The 22,994-nt window shown below is 73.0% G+C and carries 21 protein-coding genes; 16 read left to right on the forward strand and 5 right to left on the reverse strand.

What is annotated here, in order from left to right:
• The first annotated feature begins 16 nt into the window (after window positions 1–16).
• The gene (locus AB0D28_RS01445; RefSeq protein ID WP_357380994.1) at window positions 17–1,291 is read left to right on the forward strand and encodes an MFS transporter; all 1,275 of its coding nucleotides are present in this window, start codon (window positions 17–19) and stop codon (window positions 1,289–1,291) included.
• Between the two features lie 50 nt (window positions 1,292–1,341).
• Here AB0D28_RS01445 and AB0D28_RS01450 read toward each other — a convergent pair whose 3' ends face one another.
• Entirely contained in the window at window positions 1,342–1,545 is a 204-nt protein-coding gene (locus AB0D28_RS01450; protein ID WP_184686822.1) for a cold-shock protein, read from the reverse strand.
• A gap of 181 nt (window positions 1,546–1,726) precedes the next feature.
• Here AB0D28_RS01450 and AB0D28_RS01455 point away from each other — a divergent pair, with 181 nt between their 5' ends.
• Both AB0D28_RS01455 and AB0D28_RS01460 read left to right on the forward strand, forming a co-directional pair.
• Window positions 1,727–2,401 carry a 50S ribosomal protein L11 methyltransferase gene (locus tag AB0D28_RS01455; protein WP_357380996.1) on the forward strand — a complete coding sequence of 225 codons (675 nt, stop codon included), beginning with the start codon at window positions 1,727–1,729 and terminating at the stop codon, window positions 2,399–2,401.
• Window positions 2,402–2,490: 89 nt separating this feature from the next.
• Window positions 2,491–3,099 (forward strand): VTT domain-containing protein, encoded by a 609-nt coding sequence (locus AB0D28_RS01460; protein ID WP_357380998.1) that lies wholly within the window; start codon window positions 2,491–2,493, stop codon window positions 3,097–3,099.
• A gap of 45 nt (window positions 3,100–3,144) precedes the next feature.
• Here the strand turns inward: AB0D28_RS01460 and AB0D28_RS01465 are convergent, their stop codons facing one another.
• Entirely contained in the window at window positions 3,145–3,798 is a 654-nt protein-coding gene (locus tag AB0D28_RS01465; RefSeq protein WP_357381001.1) for an MBL fold metallo-hydrolase, read from the reverse strand.
• Window positions 3,799–3,806: 8 nt separating this feature from the next.
• Window positions 3,807–4,523, reverse strand: coding sequence for a maleylpyruvate isomerase family mycothiol-dependent enzyme (locus AB0D28_RS01470; RefSeq protein WP_357381002.1), 717 nt, complete (start codon window positions 4,521–4,523; stop codon window positions 3,807–3,809).
• Window positions 4,524–4,746: 223 nt separating this feature from the next.
• On the opposite strand from AB0D28_RS01470, the gene rsgA reads away from it, so the two are divergent.
• The 5 genes from rsgA (at window position 4,747) to AB0D28_RS01495 (ending at window position 12,950) form a co-directional block, all read left to right on the forward strand.
• Window positions 4,747–5,826 carry a ribosome small subunit-dependent GTPase A gene (gene rsgA / locus AB0D28_RS01475; RefSeq protein ID WP_357381005.1) on the forward strand — a complete coding sequence of 360 codons (1,080 nt, stop codon included), beginning with the start codon at window positions 4,747–4,749 and terminating at the stop codon, window positions 5,824–5,826.
• A 209-nt stretch (window positions 5,827–6,035) separates the two neighbouring features.
• Window positions 6,036–8,978 (forward strand): excinuclease ABC subunit UvrA, encoded by a 2,943-nt coding sequence (gene uvrA, locus AB0D28_RS01480; RefSeq protein WP_357381007.1) that lies wholly within the window; start codon window positions 6,036–6,038, stop codon window positions 8,976–8,978.
• Between the two features lie 100 nt (window positions 8,979–9,078).
• Window positions 9,079–9,567, forward strand: a complete 489-nt coding sequence (locus AB0D28_RS01485) for a Rieske (2Fe-2S) protein (protein WP_357381009.1) — start codon at window positions 9,079–9,081, stop codon at window positions 9,565–9,567.
• Between the two features lie 83 nt (window positions 9,568–9,650).
• Window positions 9,651–11,594 (forward strand): excinuclease ABC subunit UvrC, encoded by a 1,944-nt coding sequence (gene uvrC, locus AB0D28_RS01490; protein ID WP_357381011.1) that lies wholly within the window; start codon window positions 9,651–9,653, stop codon window positions 11,592–11,594.
• 699 nt (window positions 11,595–12,293) lie between these two features.
• Entirely contained in the window at window positions 12,294–12,950 is a 657-nt protein-coding gene (locus AB0D28_RS01495; RefSeq protein WP_357381013.1) for a C39 family peptidase, read from the forward strand.
• 102 nt (window positions 12,951–13,052) lie between these two features.
• Here the strand turns inward: AB0D28_RS01495 and recQ are convergent, their stop codons facing one another.
• Window positions 13,053–14,909, reverse strand: coding sequence for a DNA helicase RecQ (gene recQ / locus AB0D28_RS01500; RefSeq protein ID WP_357381015.1), 1,857 nt, complete (start codon window positions 14,907–14,909; stop codon window positions 13,053–13,055).
• Between the two features lie 172 nt (window positions 14,910–15,081).
• Between recQ and rapZ the strand changes: the two genes are divergently transcribed.
• The 8 genes from rapZ (at window position 15,082) to AB0D28_RS01540 (ending at window position 22,136) form a co-directional block, all read left to right on the forward strand.
• On the forward strand, window positions 15,082–16,005 hold the full coding sequence (gene rapZ / locus AB0D28_RS01505) for an RNase adapter RapZ (RefSeq protein WP_262014426.1): 924 nt from the start codon (window positions 15,082–15,084) through the stop codon (window positions 16,003–16,005).
• On the forward strand, window positions 16,002–17,006 hold the full coding sequence (yvcK, locus tag AB0D28_RS01510; RefSeq protein ID WP_357381018.1) for a uridine diphosphate-N-acetylglucosamine-binding protein YvcK: 1,005 nt from the start codon (window positions 16,002–16,004) through the stop codon (window positions 17,004–17,006). Before rapZ ends, yvcK begins: the two co-directional genes overlap by 4 nt.
• A 54-nt stretch (window positions 17,007–17,060) precedes the next feature.
• Window positions 17,061–18,041, forward strand: coding sequence for a DNA-binding protein WhiA (gene whiA / locus AB0D28_RS01515; protein ID WP_018788213.1), 981 nt, complete (start codon window positions 17,061–17,063; stop codon window positions 18,039–18,041).
• A gap of 265 nt (window positions 18,042–18,306) precedes the next feature.
• Window positions 18,307–19,311: a type I glyceraldehyde-3-phosphate dehydrogenase gene (gap, locus tag AB0D28_RS01520; RefSeq protein ID WP_357381020.1), complete on the forward strand. Its 1,005-nt coding sequence runs from the start codon at window positions 18,307–18,309 to the stop codon at window positions 19,309–19,311.
• The gene (locus tag AB0D28_RS01525) at window positions 19,308–20,513 is read left to right on the forward strand and encodes a phosphoglycerate kinase (protein ID WP_357381022.1); all 1,206 of its coding nucleotides are present in this window, start codon (window positions 19,308–19,310) and stop codon (window positions 20,511–20,513) included. The genes gap and AB0D28_RS01525 overlap by 4 nt, the downstream gene beginning before the upstream one ends.
• A complete protein-coding gene (gene tpiA / locus AB0D28_RS01530; protein WP_357381024.1) occupies window positions 20,514–21,305 on the forward strand; it encodes a triose-phosphate isomerase in 792 nt (263 codons plus the stop codon). It abuts the gene before it with no gap.
• A 95-nt stretch (window positions 21,306–21,400) separates the two neighbouring features.
• Window positions 21,401–21,661 (forward strand): preprotein translocase subunit SecG, encoded by a 261-nt coding sequence (gene secG / locus AB0D28_RS01535; protein ID WP_091420428.1) that lies wholly within the window; start codon window positions 21,401–21,403, stop codon window positions 21,659–21,661.
• A 130-nt stretch (window positions 21,662–21,791) separates the two neighbouring features.
• Window positions 21,792–22,136: an RNA polymerase-binding protein RbpA gene (locus AB0D28_RS01540; protein WP_018788218.1), complete on the forward strand. Its 345-nt coding sequence runs from the start codon at window positions 21,792–21,794 to the stop codon at window positions 22,134–22,136.
• Between the two features lie 65 nt (window positions 22,137–22,201).
• Here the strand turns inward: AB0D28_RS01540 and pgl are convergent, their stop codons facing one another.
• On the reverse strand, window positions 22,202–22,972 hold the full coding sequence (pgl, locus tag AB0D28_RS01545) for a 6-phosphogluconolactonase (RefSeq protein WP_357381026.1): 771 nt from the start codon (window positions 22,970–22,972) through the stop codon (window positions 22,202–22,204).
• Between the last annotated feature and the right edge of the window lie 22 nt (window positions 22,973–22,994).

The raw sequence follows: 22,994 nt of genomic DNA on the forward strand, positions 1-22,994 counted from the left end.
CAGCGGGGCGGCGGTCGTGACCGCCCCCGCGCACACCTCAGGGCCGGTCGACGCCGCACCCGGCCCGCTGTTCCGGCACCACGACTTCCGGCTGCTCTGGACCGGTCACACGGTCAGCGCCGTGGGCAGCAACATGACCACAGTGGCGCTGCCACTGGTGGCGGTCGCGGTGCTCGACGCGACCACCTTCCAGGTGGCGGTGCTCACCGCCGCCGCCTGGCTGCCCTGGCTGCTCGCCGGCCTGCCGGTCGGGGCGTGGGTCGACCGGGTCCGCCGCCGCCCGGTGATGATCGCCGCCGACCTCGCCGCAGCGGCGCTGTTCGCGAGCGTGCCGGTGGCCGCCCTGGCCGGACTGCTCACCGTCGGGCATCTGCTGATCGTGGCGCTCGGCGCCGGCCTGGCCCGGGTCTTCTTCGAGACCGCCGACCAGGTCTACCTGCCCACGCTGTTGCGTCCGGCGCAGGTGCCCGAGGCCAACGCGCGGCTGCACGCCACGCAGACGGCGAGCTACCTGGTCGGGCCGGGACTGGCCGGTCTCGTCGCCCAGCTGGTCGGCGCGGTGACCGCTGTGGCAGTGGACGCGTTCAGCTTCCTGCTGTCCGCGCTGTGCCTGCGGCGCATCCGCGCGGTCGAGCCCCGACCGCACCGTCCGGACGGGTCGACGTCGCTGCGCCGCGAGGTCGCCGCCGGGCTGCGATTCGTCGCCCGCGACCCGTACCTGCGGGTCCTGACGGTGTTCGGGGCGGCGAGCAACATCGGGCTCACCGGCTACCAGGCGGTGCTCGTGGTGTTCCTGGTCCGGACGGCCGACCTTCCGGCGGGCCTCGTCGGCCTCCTGATCGGGCTCGCCAGCCTCGGCGGCGTGATCGGCGCCGCGCTCGCCGCGCGCCTGGCCCGCCGGCTCGGCAGTGCCCGCACACTGCTGGTCGCCGGCGCCCTGACCGGCCCGCCCGCGCTGCTCATCCCACTGGCCGGGCCCGGCGCGCGTACGGCGTGGCTGGTGCTCGGCGGCGTACTGGTGAGCCTGGGCGTGGCGATCGGCAACGTGGTGAAGGGCAGCTTCCGGCAGACGTACACGCCGCACCGGCTGCTCGGCCGGGTGACTGTGAGCATGCACCTGCTCAACTACGGCACCATTCCGCTGGCCGCGCTGCTCGCCGGGGCGCTGGGCGCGGCCTGGGGGCCGGGCGGCGCGATCCGGGCGATGACCGCCTGGCTGGCGCTGACCCCGCTGATCCTGCTGGCCGGGCCACTACGGAAACGGCGCGACCTGCCGGTCGCGCCGTCCTGATGATGCGCTGCGACGGCGGTCGGGTTCCGACCGCCGTCACCGGCACGTCACTACATGGGACGGACGTTGTCCGCCTGCGGGCCCTTCTGGCCCTGCGTCACCTCGAACTCGACCTTCTGGCCCTCGTTCAGCTCGCGGTAGCCATTGCTCTGAATGGCCGAGTAGTGGACGAACACGTCCGGGCCTCCGCCGTCCTGCTCGATGAAGCCGAAGCCCTTTTCCGAGTTGAACCACTTGACCGTGCCGGTTGCCATGCGTCTCTCCCTGTTCAATGCGGGCGAGCACCTGTCCCTCGACCGATGATCGCCCTCTACCACCCCCGACAGTAACCGCCCGGACGGCATTCCGCTGCCGGAAGCGCGCGGCGCGCCCGTGAATACGCGCGCGGCGGGAAAAAGACCCCACCGCCGGGCGGGGCGCGGCATGCTTGCCCCGATGAGCACGCAGACGGCTCTGGCCGACCTGGAACAGGAGATCGCGGCGCCCGGCGCGGGCCCGGACCGCCTGCGCCTGGTCGGCACGCCGTTCGTCCCCGAGGTGCGCCTGCACCTGGCCGAGGACGCCATCCTGTGGTGGGCCCGGATGGAGGCCGCCGCCGGGCGGTCGCTGCCGCCGCCGTACTGGGCGTCGGTCTGGGCCGGTGGCCAGGCGCTGGCCCGGCACCTGCTGGACCATCCCGAGCTGGCCGCCGGGCGACGGGTGCTCGACCTGGGCGCCGGATCGGGGCTGGTCGCCATCGCCGCCGCGCTCGCCGGGGCCGACGAGGTGGTCGCCAACGACATCGACCCGTACGCGGTGGCCGCCGTCACGGTCAACGCCCGCGCCAACCGGGTCCGGGTGAGCGTCGACGGCGCCGACCTGCTCGACGGGGTGGCGGACGCCGACCTGCTGGTGGCCGGCGACGCGCTCTACGACGCGGGCCTGGCCGCCCGGGTCCTGCCCTACCTGCGGCGCTGCGCCGCGCACGGGGTGCAGGTGCTGGTCGGCGACCCGGACCGGGGCCACCTGCCGCCGGACGGGCTGGAACCGGTGGCCAGCTACCTGGTGCCGACCACCGAACCCTTTGTCGACTCCCCGGTACGCCGGGTGCAGGTGCTGCGCCCCCGCTGACCCTCAGGGATCTCCGGGTCGGGTGTCGGGGACCACTGGGGGTTCATGCCCCATGTGCCGGCGTGCCGCCGGGACATAGCGTGCAGCTCATGAACGAACTCGTGGCCGCCGCCGGTGAGCTGCCCACCACCCTGCTGATGGGGCTGCTCGGCGTGGTCATGCTCGCTGACGCCGTACCCCTGATCGGGGTGCTGGTGCCCGGCGACGCCGCGGTCCTCGCGGCGGTCGGCGCGGGCCGCCCGGCCGGCGGAGCGCTCACCGTCGCGGCGGTGGTCGCCGGCTGCCTGGCCGGGTGGTCGCTGAGTTTCCTCGCCGGCCGGCGCTGGGGCGGGTGGCTGCGGGACAGCCGGGTGGGCGGCTGGATCGGCGAGTCCCGCTGGGCCGCCGCCGAGACGCTGCTGCACCGCGGCGGCGGCCGGATCGTGCTGGTGGCGCCGTTCCTGCCGGTGTTCAACGCGTTGCTGCCGCTGGCCGCCGGCGGGCTGCGGATGTCGTACCGGCGGTTCCTGGCCTGCGCGGCGGCCGGGGCGACCGCGTGGGCCGGGCTCTACGTGGCGCTGGGGCTGGCCGCGCGGGCGCTGACGGGCTTGTTGCCCGCGGCGCTCAACCCCACCGTGCTGACCATGGCGGTCGGGCTGCTGCTGGCCGGCCCGGTGCTGCTCGCCACCCGGCGACGGTTGCGGGCGGTCACCGGCTGACCGCGCCCGGCCCGGCCGCCACGGGGGAGGCCGGGCCGGGCGTGCTCACCAGCCGCGGGCGCGCCACTGCGGCAGCGCGGGCCGCTCGGCGCCGATGGTGCTGTCCTTGCCGTGGCCGGGGTAGAACCAGGTGTCGTCCGGCAGCCGGTCGAAGAGCTTGGCCTCGACGTCGTCGATGAGATGGCCGAAGCGCTCCGGGTCCTGGTCGGTGTTGCCCACACCACCGGGAAACAGCGAGTCCCCGGTGAAGAGATGCGGGGTGCCGGCCGGGTCGCGGTAGAGCAGCGCGATCGAACCCGGCGTGTGCCCGCGCAGGTGGATGACCTCCAGCGCGCAGTCACCGACCGGCACCGTGTCGCCCTCGGCGAGCCGCTCGGCCTCGATGGGCAGGCCCTCGGCGTCGTCGGCGTGCACCAGCGCGCGCGCACCGGTCTTGGCCACCACCTCCTCCAGCGCGACCCAGTGGTCCATGTGCTGGTGGGTGGTCACCACGGCGGCCAGCCCGCCGTCGCCGACCAGCTCCAGCAGGCGAGGCGCCTCGTTCGCGGCGTCGATCAGCACCTGCTCGCCGGTGGCCCCGCAGCGCAGCAGATAGGCGTTGTTGTCCATCGGGCCCACCGACAGCTTGGTGACGGTGAGCCGGTCGAGCTCGCGTACGGCCGGCGGGCCGCCGGGCGTGACGTCTCCGGTGTAGGTCATGACGATGTTCAGATCCATTCCGGTGGGTTCGGCAGGGGGCCGTCGGGTTCGACGGTGAGCATCTCGCCCGCGCCCCGGCCGGTCAGCCAGGCGGCGAGTTCCGGCGCGGGGCCGGTGACCGTGGGCGCCCCCTCCGGGTCGCCCACGACGAGTTCGGACGCGGCGCCGTCGAAGCGCAGCACCATGGACGGCGCGGCCGGGTTGGCGGCCAGCCCGGTGACCACCTCGTGCAGCAGCCGCTGGGCGAACGCCTCCGGCCACTCCGCGGGCCGGTAACCGGCGGCCAGGTCGACGTGGTGCACCTCGACCTCGCGCAACCGGCCCCAGACCAGCATCGCCGCCGGCCACGGGCCACGCCGGGTCCGCACCGTGGCGCCCCAGGCGTCGACGGGCATCGCCGCCACCGCCGCGTCGAAGCGCTGGCCGCTGCGGCGTACGTCGTCCAGCAGGTCGGCCGGGCCGCGGCTCGCGCCCGCGTCGATGTCGTCGGCGCGGGCCTGCGCCGAGGCGTACATCGGGATGTCCTCGCCGGTGCGCGCGGAGGTGAGCAGGTTGACGAACCCGTCGGCGTTGCGGGCCAGGTGGGTGAGCACGTGCGCGCGGGACCAGCCCGGCAGCAGCGACGGTGCCGCGACGTCCTCGGCGGTCAGACCGGACACGGTACGCAGCAGCCGGTCGTTCGCCTCGGCCAGCGCACCGGTCAGCAGCAGGGGGTCGGCGGTCATCGCGTTCTCACGGTTCGACAGTAGCGGGCCGGACCGGGCCGTGCCGCCGGGGAAATCGCTTTCGGCGCGTCGGCGCGGCCCCTACCGTCAGGGCCGACGACCTCGGACCGCCTGGTCCGTGCCGTCGTCTACGCGGCACCGGGAGTCGGAGGGGAGGTGGTGCGCATGCCGGTCGCAACGCGTGTGTTCCGCCGTATCTCCCCTCGACACCGATGAGGACACCATGACTCTCGATCTGACCGCCCTCGGCTGGGACGCCGGCTGGGCGGCCCATCTCGACCGTCGCTCCGGCCGTACTCCCGGGCGGGTCGCCCGGGTGGACCGGGGCGTCTGCACCGTGCTGTGCCCGCAGGGGCCGGTGCGGGCCAGCCTCGGCGGCGGCGTGCTGTCCGCCGCCGCCCGCGACGCGACCGCGCTGCCCTGCGCGGGTGACTGGGTGCTGCTGTGCGCCTGGCCGGACGGCCCGGTCACGGTGGAGGCGGTGCTGCCCCGGCGTACCGCGCTGGTGCGGCGTACCGCCGGCAAGGACGCCAGCGGCCAGGTGCTGGCCGCCAACCTCGACGCCGCGGCGGTGGTCGAGCCGGTGCACCCGGAGCCGGACGCCGCGCGGATCGAACGGCTGCTGTCCCTGGTGCACGAGTCCGGCGCGGAGCCGCTGGTCGTGCTCACCAAGGCGGACCTGGCCGCCGACCCGGCGGCGGTCGCCCGGCAGCTGGCCGACCTCGCGCCGGGGGTGCCGGTGCTGCCGGTCAGCGCCGAGCACGGCACCGGCCTGGCGCCGCTGCGCCGGCACGTCGCCCCGGGCCGCACGCTCGGCCTGCTCGGCCCCTCCGGGGCCGGCAAGTCGAGCCTGGTCAACGCGCTGGCCGGGGCCGATGTGATGCGCACCCAGGCGATCCGCCGGGTCGACGGCAAGGGCCGGCACACCACCACCTGGCGGTCGCTGGTGCCGCTGCCGGGTGGGGGAGCGGTGCTGGACACCCCGGGCGTACGGGCGGTCGGCCTGCTCGACGGCGCGACCGGCCTCGACCGGGCGTTCGCCGACATCACCGCGCTGGCCGCCGGCTGCCGGTACGGCGACTGCGCCCACGACGCCGAGCCGGGCTGCGCGGTGCGGGCCGCGCTGGACGACGGCGCGCTGCCGGTGCGCCGCTGGGAGAGCTGGCGCCGGCTCCAGCGGGAGATCGAGTACGAGAGCGGCCGGCGCGCGGCCCGGCTCGCGGCCGAACGGCGGGGCGGCCGGCGGGGTGGGCGGCGACGCACCGGGCGTCCGGCGACCCCGCCCGCACCAGGGGGATTCTGAGCCGGCCCGGGCCGGTCGGGTGGGGCTGCGTGATTCGCACCCGACCGTCCTGAGCTGGGGGAATGTTCGCACGACGGAAGTTGTCATACGTCGGGGCTAGAGTTGCCGGGGCGTTTTCTCTGCGCCCCCGACAACCTGTGAAAACCATCCAGACCCGGCGTCTGGTGCACAGATCCGCCTCATATTCTTCTTCCGGGAGCACACGCACCGTGGCCGACCGACTGATCATCCGTGGCGCGCGCGAGCACAACCTGCGTGACGTCAGTCTCGACCTGCCCCGGGACGCCCTGATCGTCTTCACCGGGCTCTCCGGTTCGGGCAAGTCGAGCCTGGCGTTCGACACCATCTTCGCCGAGGGGCAGCGCCGCTACGTCGAGTCGCTGTCGTCGTACGCCCGGCAGTTCCTCGGCCAGATGGACAAGCCCGACGTCGACTTCATCGAGGGCCTCAGTCCCGCCGTCTCCATCGACCAGAAGTCCACCTCGCGCAACCCGCGCTCCACCGTCGGCACCATCACCGAGGTCTACGACTACCTCCGCCTGCTCTTCGCCCGCATCGGCGAGCCGCACTGCCCGATCTGCGGCGAGCGGATCTCCAAGCAGAGCCCGCAGCAGATCGTCGACCGGGTCCTGGCCATGGCCGAGGGCACCCGGTTCATGGTGCTCGCGCCCGTGGTGCGCGGCCGCAAGGGCGAGTACGTCGACCTGTTCGCCGAACTCCAGGCCAAGGGCTACGCCCGTGCCCGGGTCGACGGCGTGGTGCACCCGCTGACCGAGCCGCCGAAGCTCAAGAAGCAGGAGAAGCACACCATCGAGGTGGTGATCGACCGGCTCAGCGTCAAGCCGAGCGCCAAGCAGCGGCTTACCGACTCGGTCGAGGCCGCGCTCGGCCTCTCCGGCGGCCTGGTGCTGCTCGACTTCGTCGACCTGCCCGAGGACGACCCGGCCCGGGAGCGCCGCTACTCCGAGCACCTGGCCTGCCCGAACGACCACCCGCTCGCGATCGAGGACCTGGAACCCCGGGTCTTCTCCTTCAACGCCCCGTACGGCGCCTGTCCCGAGTGCACCGGCCTGGGCACGAAGAAGGAGGTGGACCCGGAGCTGGTCATCCCCGACCCGGAGCGCACGCTGCGCGAGGGCGCGATCCAGCCCTGGGCCACCGGGCACAACCTCGAATACTTCCTGCGGCTGCTGGAGGCGCTCGGCGAGGCCGAGCACTTCGACATCGACACGCCGTGGCGGGCGCTGCCGTCGCGGGCGCAGAAGACGATCCTGCACGGCTCCGACGACCAGGTGCACGTGCGCTACCGCAACAAGTACGGCCGCGAGCGCTCCTACTACACCGGTTTCGAGGGCGTGGTGCAGTGGATCGAGCGCCGGCACACCGACACCGAGTCGGAGTGGTCCCGGGACAAGTACGAGGGCTACATGCGGGACGTGCCCTGCGCGGCCTGCGGCGGCACCCGGCTCAAGCCCGAGGTGCTCGCGGTCACCCTGGCCGGTAAGAGCATCGCCGAGGTCTGCAACCTCTCCGTCGGCGAGGCGGCCGACCTGCTCGCCGGCATCGAGCTGACCGACCGGCAGAAGATGATCGCCGAGCGGGTGCTCAAGGAGATCAACGCCCGGCTGAAGTTCCTGCTCGACGTCGGCCTGGACTACCTCTCGCTGGACCGCCCGGCCGGCACGCTCTCCGGCGGCGAGGCCCAGCGCATCCGGCTGGCCACCCAGATCGGCTCCGGCCTGGTCGGCGTGCTCTACGTGCTCGACGAGCCGTCGATCGGCCTGCACCAGCGGGACAACCACCGGCTCATCGAGACGCTGCTGCGGCTGCGCGGCCTGGGCAACACGCTGATCGTGGTCGAGCACGACGAGGACACCATCCGCGTCGCCGACTGGATCGTCGACATCGGCCCGGGCGCGGGCGAGCACGGCGGCAAGATCGTGCACAGCGGGTCGGTGCCGGCGCTGCTCGACAACACCGAGTCGGTCACCGGGGCGTACCTGGCCGGCCGCAAGGTCATCCCGACGCCCGCCACCCGCCGGCCCCAGACGCCCGGCCGGGAGCTGGTGGTGCACGGCGCACGCGAGCACAACCTGCGCAACCTCACCGTGAGCTTCCCGCTCGGCCAGCTCATCGCGGTCACCGGGGTCAGCGGCTCGGGCAAGTCGACGCTGGTGAACGACATCCTCTACGCCGTGCTGGCCAACCAGATCAACGGCGCCCGGCTGGTGCCCGGCCGGCACACCCGGGTCACCGGCCTGGAGCACGTGGACAAGGTCGTCGGCGTGGACCAGTCACCGATCGGGCGGACCCCGCGCTCCAACCCCGCGACCTACACCGGGGTCTGGGACCACGTCCGCAAGCTCTTCGCCGAGACCACCGAGGCCAAGGTCCGGGGGTACGGCCCGGGCCGGTTCTCGTTCAACGTCAAGGGCGGGCGCTGCGAGGCGTGCTCCGGCGACGGCACCATCAAGATCGAGATGAACTTCCTGCCGGACGTCTACGTCCCCTGCGAGGTGTGCAAGGGCGCGCGCTACAACCGCGAGACCCTTGAGGTGCACTACAAGGGCAAGACGGTCGCCGAGGTGCTGGACATGCCGATCGAGGAGGCGGCCGAGTTCTTCTCCGCCATCCCGGCCATCCACCGGCACCTCAGGACGCTCGTCGACGTCGGCCTCGGCTACGTCCGGCTCGGCCAGCCCGCGCCGACGCTGTCCGGCGGTGAGGCGCAGCGCGTCAAGCTCGCCTCCGAGCTCCAGAAGCGCTCCACCGGCCGCACCGTCTACGTGCTCGACGAGCCCACCACCGGCCTGCACTTCGAGGACATCCGCAAGCTGCTGATGGTGCTGGAGGGCCTTGTCGACAAGGGCAACACGGTCATCACCATCGAGCACAACCTCGACGTGATCAAGACAGCCGACTGGCTCATCGACATGGGCCCCGAGGGTGGCCACCGGGGCGGCACCGTGCTCGCCACCGGCACGCCGGAGGAGGTCGCCGAGGTGCCGGAGAGCCACACCGGGGAGTTCCTGCGGCCGATCCTCAAGCTCGACGGCAAGGCCAAGGGCGCCAAGGCCGCCACCACCCGGGCGGCGAAGGCCAACGGCAGCGCCAAGCAGCGGGCCCGCAAGGTGCCCGCCGGTGCGCGCTGACCGGCGTCCTCCACCGCGGCGCCCGGTTCGTTGACGCGTCAATATGAACCGTGCCGCAAGCTTGTGCGTGTTCCGCAGTAAGTCGAGAGAAAGGCCGGAGATGAGTGATGATCAGGCGCTGACCCGACCGGTCACCCAGAGCCGCCGTACCCTGCTCGCCGGAGCCGGCGCGGTGGGGGCGGCAGTGGTGCTCGCGGGCTGCGGCAGCGACGACGACGCGTCACCCGGGCTCGCCCCGACCAGCGGCGGCCCGCCCGGTGCCACCGCCACCGGGGATGCCGGCGGCGGCGACCGCGCCGGCAGCAACGCCGTGGCCCGCACCTCGGACATCCCGGTCGGTGGCGGCGCCGTCTTCGCCAGCCAGGGCGTGGTGATCACGCAGCCCGAGGCCGGCCAGTTCAAGGCGTTCGACCCGATCTGCACGCACCAGCGCTGCCCGGTGTCGAACGTCGACGGCGGCACGATCAACTGCACCTGCCACAACAGCCGGTTCTCCATCACCGACGGCTCGGTGAAGGGCGGCCCGGCCACCAAGCCGCTCGCGGCCAAGGAGATCAAGGTCGACGGCGACCAGATCCGCCTGGCCTGACCGCGTCGGCGCCCCCGTCGCCCGGTGGCCGGCGGGGGCGCGGCGGCGGCCGGGTGTCAGGGGTGCGGACTAGGCTTGGCGCCGTGGCTGACCCCTCGACCTACCGTCCCGCGCCCGGCACCATCCCGGAGTCGCCAGGGGTCTACCGCTTCCGCGACGGCACCGGCCGGGTGATCTACGTCGGCAAGGCGCGCAACCTGCGCAGCCGGCTCAACTCCTACTTCGCCGACCCGGTCGGCCTGCACCAGCGCACCCGGCAGATGGTCTTCACCGCCGAGTCGGTCGACTGGATCACCGTCGCCACCGAGGTCGAGGCGCTCCAGCAGGAATACACCTGGATCAAGCAGTACGACCCCCGGTTCAACGTCCGCTACCGCGACGACAAGTCGTACCCCTATCTCGCTGTCACGCTCGACGAGGAATACCCGCGGTTGCAGGTGATGCGCGGGGTCAAGCGCAAGGGCGTGCGCTACTTCGGGCCCTACTCGCACGCATGGGCGATCCGCGAGACGCTCGACCTGCTGCTGCGGGTCTTCCCGGCGCGGACCTGCTCGTCCGGGGTGTTCAAGCGGGCCGGCCAGGTCGGCCGGCCCTGCCTGCTCGGCTACATCGGCAAGTGCTCGGCGCCGTGCGTCGGCAGCGTCACCGCGCATCAGCACCGGGAGATCGTCGACGGCTTCTGCGACTTCATGGCCGGCCGCACCGACACCATGGTCCGCCGGCTGGAGAAGGAGATGCTCGACGCCAGCGAGCAACTGGAGTTCGAGCGGGCCGCCCGGCTGCGCGACGACGTCGCGGCGCTGCGGCGGGCGATGGAGAAGCAGACTGTGGTGCTCGGCGACGGCACCGACGCCGACGTGGTCGCCTTCGCCGACGACCCGCTCGAAGCCGCCGTGCAGGTCTTCCACGTCCGCGGCGGCCGGGTGCGGGGCCAGCGCGGCTGGGTGGTGGAGAAGACCGAGGAACTGACCACCGGCGACCTCGTGCACCACTTCTGCACCCAGGTGTACGGCGGCGAGCAGGGCGAGGCCGACGTGCCCCGCGAGCTGCTCGTCCCCGAGCTGCCCGGCGACGCCGACGCGCTCGCCGACTGGCTCACCGCCCGGCGGGGCAGCCGGGTGTCGCTGCGCGTCCCGCAGCGCGGCGACAAGCGGTCGTTGCTGGAGACCGTCGAGCGCAACGCCAAGGACGCGCTGGCCCGGCACAAGCTCAAGCGGGCCGGCGACCTGACCACCCGTAGCCAGGCGCTCGACGAGATCGCCGACTCGCTCGGCATGGACACCTCGCCGCTGCGCATCGAGTGCTTCGACGTCTCCCAGATCCAGGGCACCGACGTGGTCGCCAGCATGGTCGTGTTCGAGGACGGGCTGCCCCGCAAGAGCGAATACCGGCGGTTCATCGTGCGCGGCGCGACCGACGACCTGTCGGCCATGTCCGAGGTGCTGCGGCGGCGCTTCGCCCGCTACCTCGACGCCCGCGCCGAGACCGGTGAGCTCGGCGAGGAGACCGCCTCCGACCCCGACCGCCCCGGCATCGACCCGACCACCGGGCGGCCGCGCAAGTTCGCGTACCCGCCGCAGCTCGTCGTGGTCGACGGCGGCCCGCCCCAGGTCGCCGCCGCCGCGAAGGCGCTCGCCGAGCTGGGCATCGACGACGTGGCGTTGTGCGGGCTGGCCAAGCGGCTGGAGGAGGTGTGGCTGCCCGACGACGAGTTCCCGGTGATCCTGCCGCGCACCTCCGAGGCGCTCTACCTGCTGCAACGCGTACGCGACGAGGCGCACCGCTTCGCCATCACGTTCCACAGGCAGCGGCGCTCCAAGCGGATGACCGAATCCGCGCTGGACAACGTCCCCGGCCTCGGCGAGGTACGCCGCAAGGCGCTGCTGCGGCACTTCGGCTCACTGAAGCGGCTGTCCGCCGCCACGGTGGAGGAGATCAGCGAGGTGCCCGGGGTGGGCAGGCGTACGGCCGAGGCGATCCTGGCCGCGCTGGACGGCTCGACAGCGGACGCCGCCCCCCGCTCCTGACCTCTTCCTGGGTTCGTCCGCCGCCCGGCTTACCGGCACGTCACCGTCAGCCCCGTCAGGAACCCGTGGGTGCCCGTGCCCCGATGGGTGGTGAGACGGAAGCTCACTCCTCGGACGCGAGTACCGCCGCCCCCCGCTCCGCACCCGCACCCGCCCCACGCCCCACGCCCCACGCGATCTTGCAGTTAGTGCCCCGGGGATGCCGGATTCGCGAGGTTTGCCGGGCACCAAAGTGCAAGATCGCGGGCTGGCCGGGCACGACGTGCAGGATCGCGGTCGGAGCGCCCCGCGGGCGGGCGGGGTGGATCATGGTGGCCGCTGTTCCGAGGCCGGTGTTTCGCGGGTCCGTCCGCGTCCGGGCGGGTGGTCTGGGAAGTGGTGTCCGGTTCGGCTGCGGTGGCCCTGACGGGCTGTGGTCGGTGCCATCGTGAGGGTGGAATCGGTGGCGGGCGCGGGGCGTTGTACATGACTGGCCGCCGAGGCACCGGGTCGAGCGCCGCGCACACGCCCACCGGGGCGTCGAGCGGATCGCCAGGTCAGGGAATGGCCCCGGCCCGCCGGTCGTTACATCCCCGAGCCGCGGACAGCAGGCCCCCATGGCCGCCCGCGTGCCAGCCCTTCGACGGGCACCCCGAAGACTTTCCCCCCTTTCGCGGCACCCCCCGCCGCGTCATCCCCCACTTCAGGGAGGCAACCATCATGGCTACCACTCTGCTGCGCAAGACCGCTCTGACCGCTGCCGGTATCGCCGCCACCGCCGGTGGCATCGCCGGCCCCGCCATCGCCGCCCAGGCCACCCCGGCCGAGCGCGCCGCCCAGGTCGTCACCACCGACCGCAAGCACGGCGAGCGGGAGCTGGACGTGCGCTACGAAGCCCAGCCCAACTTCTACTTCTGCGGCCCCGCCGCCGCGCGTAACGCGCTGAGCGTGCAGGGCAAGAACATCGACGTGCACGCCATGGCCAAGGAGATGGGCACCACCGAGTCCGGCACCGACTCCATCAACGACATCACCCCGGTGCTGAACAAGGAGACCGGCGCCAAGGACGCCTACAAGTCCGTCGAGATCAGCACCCCCAAGGCCGACGACAAGCAGACCGACACCCTGCGCGCCGACGTGGTCAAGACCGTCGACGCCGGCCGGGCCGTGGTCGCCAACATCGCCGGCACCGCCACCGACACCGACGGCACCACCCACTCCTTCGAGGGCGGCCACTACATCAGCGTCATCGGCTACCGCGACGACGGTAAGACCGTCACCATCGCCGACAGCGCCGACCCGAACACCGCCACCTACCGCATGAGCATCGACAACCTCGCCGACTGGATCGCCACCCGCGGCTACAGCACCAGCTGACCAATCCGCCGCACCCATGGCCGCAGAGCAAGAACACGCAGCACGCACATCGGAAGGGCCCGACCCCCACCACAGGGGGCCGGGCCCTTCCGCGCGTGCGTGTCAGGACTCGGCGAGCACGGCCAGGATCGACTCGCCATACTTGGCGAGCTTGTTCTCCCCGACGCCGTTGACCCTGGACAGCTCGGCAAGCGAGGCCGGCGGCTCGGCGGCGATCTGCCGCAGGGTCGCGTCGTGGAAGATGACGTACGCCGGGACGCCCTGCTCCTTGGCGGTGGCCGCGCGCCAGGCGCGGAGCCGCTCGAAGACGGGCGCGGCGGCGGGGGAGAGGTCGGCGACAACGGTGGCCGCGCCCCGGGGCTTGGCGGACCGGCCGGCCGCCTGACGCTCGGGCTCCTTGCGCAGCGTGACGGTACGGCGGCGGCCGAGCACGTCCGCGCTGGCCTCGGTCAGCGCCAACGTGCCGTAGTCGCCCTCGACGGCGAGCAGCCCTTCGGCGAGCAGTTGCCGCACCACGCCACGCCACTCGGCCTCGCGCAGCTCGGTGCCGATGCCGAAGGTGCTCAGCGCGTCGTGGCCGTACTGGTCGATCTTGTCGGTGTGCTTGCCGAGCAGGATGTCGATGCTGTGCCCGGCGCCGAAGCGCTGGTTGCGCTCGCGGTCGAGCCGGTAGACGGTGGACAGCAGCTTCTGCGCGGCGACGGTGCCGTCCCAGGACTCCGGCGGTTCGAGGCAGGTGTCGCAGTTGCCGCAGTCGGCCACCCCGGCCTCGCCGAAGTATTCGAGCAGCTGGGCGCGGCGGCAGCGGACCGTCTCGCAGAGCGCCAGCATCGCGTCCAGGTGGGCGGCCAGGTTGCGCCGGTGCGCGAGGTCGCCCTCGGACGTCTCGATCATCTTGCGCTGCTGCACCACGTCCTGGAGCCCGTACGCCAGCCAGGCCGTGGACGGCAGCCCGTCGCGCCCGGCGCGGCCGGTCTCCTGGTAGTAGCCCTCGACCGACTTCGGCAGGTCCAGGTGGGCGACGAAGCGTACGTCGGGCTTGTCGATGCCCATGCCGAACGCGATGGTGGCGACCATGACCAGGCCGTCCTCGCGCAGGAACCGCTGCTGGTTGGCGGCGCGGGTCGCGGCGTCCAGCCCGGCGTGGTAGGGCAGCGCGGGGATGCCGTTGGCGACCAGGAACTCGGCGGTCTTGTCCACCGAGGCCCGGGACAGGCAGTAGACGATGCCGGCGTCGCCCGGGTGCTCGTCGCGCAGGAGGCTCAGCAGCTGGCGGCGCGGTTCCCGCTTGGGCACGATGCGGTACTGGATGTTGGGCCGGTCGAAGCTGGCCACGAAGTGCCGCGCCTCGGTGAGCCGCAGCCGGGTGGCGATCTCGGTGCGCGTCGCCCGGGTCGCGGTGGCGGTCAGCGCGATGCGCGGTACGTCCGGCCAGCGCTCGTGCAGCATCGACAGGTTGAGGTAGTCGGGGCGGAAGTCGTGCCCCCACTGCGAGACGCAGTGCGCCTCGTCGATCGCGAACAGCGCGATCCGGCCGCGTTCCAGCAGGCCGAGCGTGGACCGCACGGCGAGCCCTTCCGGGGCGAGGTAGAGCAGGTCCAGCTCACCGGCGAGGTAGGCCGCCTCGACCCGGCGCCGCTGCGCGGGATCCTGGGTCGAGTTGAGGAACCCGGCCCGGACGCCGACCGCTGTCAGCGCGTCGACCTGGTCCTGCATGAGCGCGATCAGCGGCGAGACGACCACCGCCACGCCGTCGCGGACCAGCGCGGGGATCTGGTAGCACAGCGACTTGCCGCCACCGGTGGGCATGAGCACCAGCGCGTCGCCGCCGGCCACCACGTGGTCGACGACCTCCTGCTGGAAGCCGCGGAAGGCGTCGTACCCGAAGACCCGCCGCAACACGTCGAGCGCGTCGCCGGCCGGTGCGGAGGTGGTCCGCTCGTCGGTGGGGGAGACCATCCGCGCAGTCTACGAGCGTCCCCCGACACCGCCCGTCCCGGCGAGCCGTGCTGGGGCCGCCGACATGTTCCGGTCGTCACCCCGTGGAATCCCGGGCCGGGTCGCAGCCGTTAGAGTCGCTGATTGACCATGCGCGGCCGACCGGCCGCGGCGCCACGGCTGGGGGTAGCGGGTGAGCGAGGCGCGTACAGCGGGTGACCTGGGACGGACCGAGGGGGAGACGGCGCCGGCCGAGTCGGACACCTCACTGGTGGTGGTGACCGGCCTGTCCGGCGGCGGGCGCAGCACCGTGGCCCGGGCACTGGAGAACGTCGGCTACTACGTGGTCGACAACCTGCCGCAGGCACTGCTTCTCGACATGGCCGAGCTGGCGTTCAAGGCCGGCGGCGCGGCCCGGCGTACGGCGATGGTGCTGGACGTGCGCTCGCGCGCGTTCTCCACCGACCTCGCCGGGGCGATCCGGGAGCTGCGGGAGCGCGGCTTCCAGCCCCGGGTGGTCTTCGTCGACGCCGACGACGAGGTGCTGATCCGCCGGTTCGAGAGCGTGCGCCGCTCGCACCCGTTGCAGGGCGACGGGCGGCTCGCCGACGGCATCGCTGTCGAGCGGACGCTGCTGGAGGAGGCCCGCGAGCAGGCCGACGTGATCATCGACACCAGCCACCTGAACGTGAACCAGCTGCGCCGCCGGGTGGAGGAGCTGTTCGGCGGTGAGGACGCCCGCCGGCTGCGGATCACGGTGATCTCGTTCGGCTTCAAGTACGGCCTGCCGCCGGACGCCGACTTCGTGATGGACGCCCGGTTCCTGCCGAATCCGTACTGGGTGCCGGAACTGCGCGAGCACACCGGCCGGGAGGAGGCGGTCAGCGCGTACGTGCTGGGCCAGGAGGGCGCCGACGCGTTCGTGGCCGGGTACGCCGACCTGGTCAACGCCACCACCGCCGGGTTCGAGCGGGAGGGCAAGCGCTACCTGACCGTGGCTGTCGGCTGCACCGGCGGCAAGCACCGCAGCGTGGCCATCGCCGAGGAGCTGGCCTCCCGCCTGCGCCACTCCGGCATCGCCGCCAACGCCCAGCACCGGGACCTGGGGCGGGAGTGATCCCGACCAGGGTGGTCGCCTTCGGCGGCGGGCACGGGCTCTCGGCGTCGCTGCGGGCGCTGCGGCACTGCGTACCCGAGCTTGACCTGGACATCACCGCGGTGGTCACCGTCGGCGACGACGGCGGCTCCAGCGGCCGGTTGCGCGCCGAGCGCGGCGGCCTGCCGCCGGGCGACCTGCGGCAGGCGCTGGTCGCGCTGGCCGGCGACCACCCGGCCACCCGGCGCAGCGCCGCGTTGTTCCAGCACCGCTTCGCCGCCGCCGTGCCGCCGGCGCCGACGCTCGCCGCACCGGTGCCGGTAACGGTCGGCGACTCGCTGGCCGGCCACGCGGTCGGCAACCTGCTGCTGCACGGGCTCACCGAGCTGCTCGGAGACCCGGTGGCCGCGCTCGACCACGCCGGGGCGATGCTCGGCGCGGTGGGGCGGGTGCTGCCGATGTCCCGCCAGCCGGTGGGCATCGAGGCCCGGGTCCGCGGCGCCGACCCGGAGCACCCGGACGAGGTGTCCACGGTGCGCGGCCAGCACCAGGTCGCGGTCACCCCGGGCACCGTCGAGTCGCTGCGGCTCAGCCCGTCCGCGCCGGCCGCGTGTGCCGAGGCGGTGACCGCGGTACGCGCCGCGGACTGGCTGATCTTCGGCCCGGGGAGCTGGTACACGAGCGTGCTGCCGCACCTGCTGGTGCCGGGGCTGGCCGACGCGATCGTGTCCAGCCCGGCGCGGCGGCTGGTGACGCTCAACCTGGTGGCCGAGAACGAGACCTCGGGGCTCTCCCTTCCCGACCATCTGGACACGCTTCGGCGCTATCTGCCCGAGCTGAAGGTGGACCGGGTGCTCGCCGACTCCACGGCGGTGGGTGATCCCGCGGCGGTCGAACGTGCGGCAGAATCGCTTGGTGCCCGGCTGGTCCTCGCTCCCGTCGCCGTCCTCGACGGCACGCCCCGTCATGATCCAGCCGCGTTGGGCGCCGCGCTGGTGCCTGTCCTGCGCGCCGATCGTTAGACACGTACGTAATCACCGGCGACACGCCGGAACCGGTCCGTGAGGGGGCGCACTATGGCGATGACGGCTGCGGTCAAGGACGAGCTGAGTCGGGTCGACGTGCCCAAGCCCTGCTGTCGGCGGGCGGAGATGGCCGCCCTGCTGCGTTTCGCGGGTGGCCTGCACATCGTGTCGGGTCGCGTCGTGGTCGAGGCGGAGCTGGACACCGGCGCGGTGGCCCGCCGGCTGCGGCGGGAGATCGCCGAGGTCTACGGCTACCCGAGTGAGATCCACGTGCTCGCCTCCGGCGGGCTGCGCAAGGGCAGCCACTTCATCGTGCGGGTGGTCAAGGACGGCGAGGCGCTCGCCCGGCAGACCGGTCTGCTCGACGTGCGCGGCCGTCCGGTGCGCGGCCTGCCGCCGCACGTGGTGGCCGCGAACGTCTGCTGTGCCGTCTCGGCCTGGCGGGGGGCGTTCATGGCGCACGGCTCGCTCACCGAGCCGGGCCGCTCCAGCGCGCTGGAGATCACCTGTCCCGGTCCGGAGTCGGCGCTGGCGCTCGTCGGCGCGGCCCGCCGCATCGGCATCACCGCGAAGAACCGCGAGGTGCGCGGCGTGGACCGGGTGGTGGTCAAGGACGGCGACGCGATCGCCGCGCTGCTCACCCGCATAGGGGCGCACTCCAGCGTGCTGGCCTGGGAGGAGCGGAGGGTACGCCGGGAGGTGCGCGCCACCGCGAACCGGCTGGCCAACTTCGACGACGCCAACCTGCGCCGTTCCGCGCGTGCCGCGGTGGCCGCCGCCGCCCGGGTGACCCGCGCGCTGGAGATCCTCGCGGACGACGCGCCGAACCACCTGACCTCGGCCGGCCGGCTGCGGCTGGAGCACCGCCAGGCGTCGCTGGAGGAACTGGGCGCGCTCGCCGAGCCGCCGCTGACGAAGGACGCCATCGCCGGCCGGATCCGCAGGCTGCTCGCGCTGGCCGACAAGCGGGCCCGTGACCTGGGCATCCCGGATACCGAAGCGGCAGTCACGCCGGACATGCTCGTGGTCTGATAGGACTCGGGCGGCGGCGCACCGCGAGCGGGATCACCACCCGCCGCAGCGCGACGTCGCACGCTCGGATATGGTCGCTGCGTACGGCAAGGGGGCCGCGCACAGGCATCCCTCGCCGTGCTCACCGCCTCGGGCGGTCAGGTCTCCGTGACCGCGGCGGGGTGGCCGAGATGACATGTCGACGGCCGGCTCCAACGGTCGGCGCACACACCTCCGCCGGCAGCGGTCTGGCGCCGGCGGACCAGAACGCGAGGAGATGGGACCTGTGACCATCCGGGTTGGCATCAACGGCTTCGGCCGGATCGGCCGCAACTTCTTCCGGGCAGTGCTGGCGTCCGGCGCTGACATCGAGGTCGTGGCGGTCAACGACCTGACCGACAACGCGACGCTCGCCCACCTTGTCAAGTACGACAGCATCCTGGGCCGCCTCCCGCACGAGGTGAAGGCCACCGCCGACGAGATCACCGTGGGCGGCAAGACCATCAAGGCGTACGCCGAGAAGGACCCGGCCAAGCTGCCGTGGGGCGAGGTCGGCGCCGACGTGGTCATCGAGTCCACCGGCTTCTTCACCGACGCCACCAAGGCGAAGGCGCACCTCGACGGCGGGGCCAAGAAGGTCATCATCTCCGCTCCGGCGAAGAACGAGGACGTCACCGTGGTCATGGGCGTCAACCAGGACCAGTACGACCCGGCCAAGCACAACATCATCTCGAACGCCTCCTGCACCACCAACTGCCTCGCCCCGATGGCGAAGGTCCTGCAGGACACGTTCGGCATCCAGCAGGGTCTGATGACCACCATCCACGCGTACACGCAGGACCAGAACCTGCAGGACGCGCCGCACAAGGACCTGCGCCGGGCCCGGGCCGCCGCGCTGAACATCGTGCCGACCTCGACCGGCGCCGCGAAGGCCATCGGCCTGGTCCTGCCGGAGCTGAAGGGCAAGCTGGACGGCTACGCGCTGCGCGTGCCGATCCCGACCGGCTCGGCCACCGATCTGACCGTCACGGTCGGCCGGGAGACCACTGTGGACGAGGTCAACGCCGCGCTCAAGGCCGCCGCCGAGGGCCCGCTGCGGGGCATCCTCAGCTACAACGAGGACCCGATCGTCTCCGCCGACATCGTGACCGACCCGGCGTCGTGCATCTTCGACGCGCCGCTGACCAAGGTGATCGGCAACCAGGTCAAGGTCGTCGGCTGGTACGACAACGAGTGGGGCTACTCGAACCGCCTGGTGGACCTGGTCAAGCTGGTGGGTCAGTCCCTGTGAGTGCGACCATCCGCAACCTCGACGACCTGCTCGCCGAGGGGGTGTCGGGTCGGCGCGTGCTGGTGCGCGCCGACCTGAACGTCCCGCTCGACAAGCAGACCGGGGAGATCACTGACGACGGGCGGATCCGGGCCGTCCTGCCAACGCTGAGCGCGCTGGTGCGGGCCGGCGCGAAGGTGGTCGTCTGCTCGCACCTGGGCCGCCCGAAGGGCGCGCCGGACCCGCAGTTCAGCCTCCGCCCGGTCGCCGGGCGGCTCGGTGAGCTGCTCGGTGCCCCGGTGCACTTCGCCGAGGACACCGTGGGTGACTCGGCGCGGTCCACCGTGGAGGGGCTGGCCGACGGCCAGGTCGCGCTGCTGGAGAACCTGCGCTTCAACAAGGGCGAGACCAGCAAGGACGACACCGAGCGGGGCGCGTTCGCCGACCAGCTCGCCGCGCTCGGCGACGCCTACGTGGACGACGCGTTCGGCGCGGTGCACCGCAAGCACGCCAGCGTGCACGACGTGCCGGCCCGGCTGCCGCACTTCGCCGGGCGGCTGGTGCTGCGCGAGGTCGAGGTGCTCAGCCGCCTCACCGGCTCCCCGGAGCGGCCGTACGTGGTGGTGCTGGGCGGCTCGAAGGTCTCCGACAAGCTGGCCGTGATCGAGGCGCTGCTGCCGACTGTGGACCGGCTGCTCATCGGCGGCGGGATGTGCTTCACCTTCCTCAAGGCCCAGGGCCACGAGGTGGGCACGTCGCTGCTGGAGAAGGACATGGTCGAGACCTGCGGCAACCTGATGGAGCGCGCGCCGGGCAAGATCATGCTCCCGGTCGACGTGGTGGCCGCCGACGCGTTCGCGCCGGACGCCGCGCACGACACCGTGCCGGCCGACGGCATCCCCAGCCACCGGCTGGGCCTGGACATCGGCCCGGAGACGGTGGCCGGGTTCGCCGCCGCGCTGTCGCAGGCGAAGACCGTCTTCTGGAACGGCCCGATGGGCGTGTTCGAGATGGCGGCGTTCGCCAACGGCACCCGGGGTGTGGCCGAGGCGATCACCAAGGCCGACGCGTTCAGCGTGGTCGGCGGCGGCGACTCGGCCGCGGCGGTGCGCGCGCTGGGCCTGGACGAGTCCTCGTTCGGGCACATCTCCACCGGTGGTGGCGCCTCCCTGGAATACCTGGAGGGCAAGACCCTCCCCGGCATCGCGGCCCTGGAGAACTGAATGGCGAGCACGACCCGCCGGCCGCTGATGGCCGGCAACTGGAAGATGAACCTGAACCACCTCGAGGCCAACCTGCTGGTGCAGAAGCTGGCCGCGAGCCTGAACGAGAAGCAGCTCACCGACGTCGAGTGCGTGGTGCTGCCGCCCTTCACCGATCTGCGTACCGTGCAGACCGCTGTGGACGGCGACAAACTGCTGATCGGCTACGGCGCGCAGGACCTGTCGCCGCACCCGTCGGGCGCGTACACCGGTGACATCGCCGGGCCGATGCTCGCCAAGCTGGGCTGCGGCTACGTGGTGGTCGGCCACTCCGAGCGGCGGCAGTACCACCACGAGGACGACGCGCTCGTCAACGCGAAGGTGTCGGCGGCGCTGGCCAACGGGCTCACCCCGATCCTCTGCATCGGCGAGGGCCTGGAGGTCCGGGAGCAGTCGGGTCAGGTGCGGCACTGCTGCGACCAGCTCGACGGCGCGCTCAAGGGGCTCACCGCCGAGCAGGTCACCAAGGTCGTCGTGGCGTACGAGCCGGTCTGGGCGATCGGCACCGGCAAGACGGCGACGCCGGAGGACGCCCAGGAGGTCTGCGGCGCGGTGCGCAAGCGCATCGCCGAGACCTACGACGCGGGCACCGCCGAGCAGGTCCGGGTCCTGTACGGCGGGTCGGTCAAGGCGTCGAACGTCGCCGCGATCATGGCTCAGCCGGACGTGGACGGGGCCCTGGTCGGGGGCGCGAGCCTCGACGCCGAGGAGTTCGCGCAGATCTGCCGGTTCCCGGAGCACACGGCCCGCTGATCGCTCGCTATCCTTGACGCTGCCCGTCCACCGGCCGGTGCCGCAGTGCCCGACAGGTCCGGGCAGTGATCGCAACGAGAGGACTGACCCCCGCCATGCCGATCTGGTTCGCCTACACGATGATCACGCTGCTGGTCATCACGAGCGTCCTGCTCACCCTGCTCATCCTCCTGCACCGTGGTAAGGGCGGCGGGTTGTCGAGCATGTTCGGCGGCGGGGTCAGCTCCAGCCTGGCCGGGTCGTCGGTGGCCGAGAAGAACCTCGACCGCTACACCGTTCTGGTGGGAATCGTCTGGTTCGCGTGCATCGTCGGGCTCGGCCTCTGGCTGCGGCTGCAGATGGCCAGCGGCACCTGAGTCGGCGCTGAGAAGCGTACAATCTGCGCGCGGTCCGTCACGGACCGCGCGCAGTTTTGTTTCTCCGCGCGTCGCCCGTCGCCCACCCCCTCCGGCGGCGGTCCCCTCCGACGACAGGGAGCGAGCAACAGTGCCCAGCAACAACGTTATCCGCGGCACCCGCATCGGGTCCGCCCCCGAGCGGTTCGACCAGCGGGTCGAGCCCGCGCCGCGCCGCCCGGTCGTCTACTGGTGCCGCCACGGGCACCGGGTCGAGTTCCTGATCGCCGCCGAGGCGGAGACGCCCGCCACCTGGGAGTGCCCGCGCTGCGGCGAGCCCGCCGGCCCCGACCCGGGCGACCCGCCGGGCCGCCAGCGCGCCGAGCCGTACAAGACCCATCTGGCGTACGTGCAGGAGCGGCGGACGCCGGAGGAGGGTGAGGCACTGCTCGCCGAGGCGCTCGACGCGCTGCGGCGTCGCCGCGGCCGGGCCTGACCCGAGGTGTTAAGAAGGGGCCCCTTCTCTACCGGAGACGTTAAGAAGGGGCCCTTCCTTACACCTCAGCGGAGACTGCGCAGGCGGGGCGGCACGTTGGCCGCCGCGGCCCGGTCGAGCAGCCAGAGGGTACGGGAGACGCCCCGCACCCCGGCGGCCGGCAGCTGCACCGGCCCCGCCCCGGCCAGCGCCATGCCGACCGCGCGGGCCTTGTCCGCCCCGGCGGCGATCAGCCACACCTCCTCGGCCGTGTTGATCGTCGGCAGGGTCAGCGTGGTCCGCACCGGCGGCGGCTTCGGGCTGCCCCGCACCGCGCTGACCGGCCGGTTGTCGTGGTGCACCGGGTGCTCGGGGAACACCGACGCCACGTGCCCGTCCTCGCCGACGCCGAGCATCAGCACGTCGAAGTGCGGCACGAGCGCGTTCCCGGGCCGGGCCGCCGTCGCGAGTTCCCGCGCGTACCCGGCCGCTGCCGCCTCCGGGTCGTCGCCGGCCGGGCCGTCCGACGCCGGCATCGGGTGCACCCGGGCCGGGTCCAGCGGTACCGAGTCCAGCAGCGCCGCCCGCGCCTGCGTCTCGTTGCGCTCCGGGTCGCCGGCCGGCAGGAACCGCTCGTCGCCCCACCACACGTCGACCCGGGACCAGTCGACCGCGTCCCGGGCGGGCAGCTGCCCGACCGCCCGGTACACCGCCGCGGCGATCCGCCCGCCGGTCAGCACCACCGACGCCTGGCCACGCTCGGCCTGCGCGTCGAGCAGCTTCACCACCAACCGGGCCGCCACCGCCTGCGCGAGCAGGTCGGGGCCGGCGTGTACGGCGACACTCGCCTCAGTCATCCGTCGTGCCCTCGTGTTCCGA

It is taken from the genome of Micromonospora sp. NPDC048169, from assembly GCF_040652815.1.
GTDB lineage: Bacteria > Actinomycetota > Actinomycetes > Mycobacteriales > Micromonosporaceae > Micromonospora.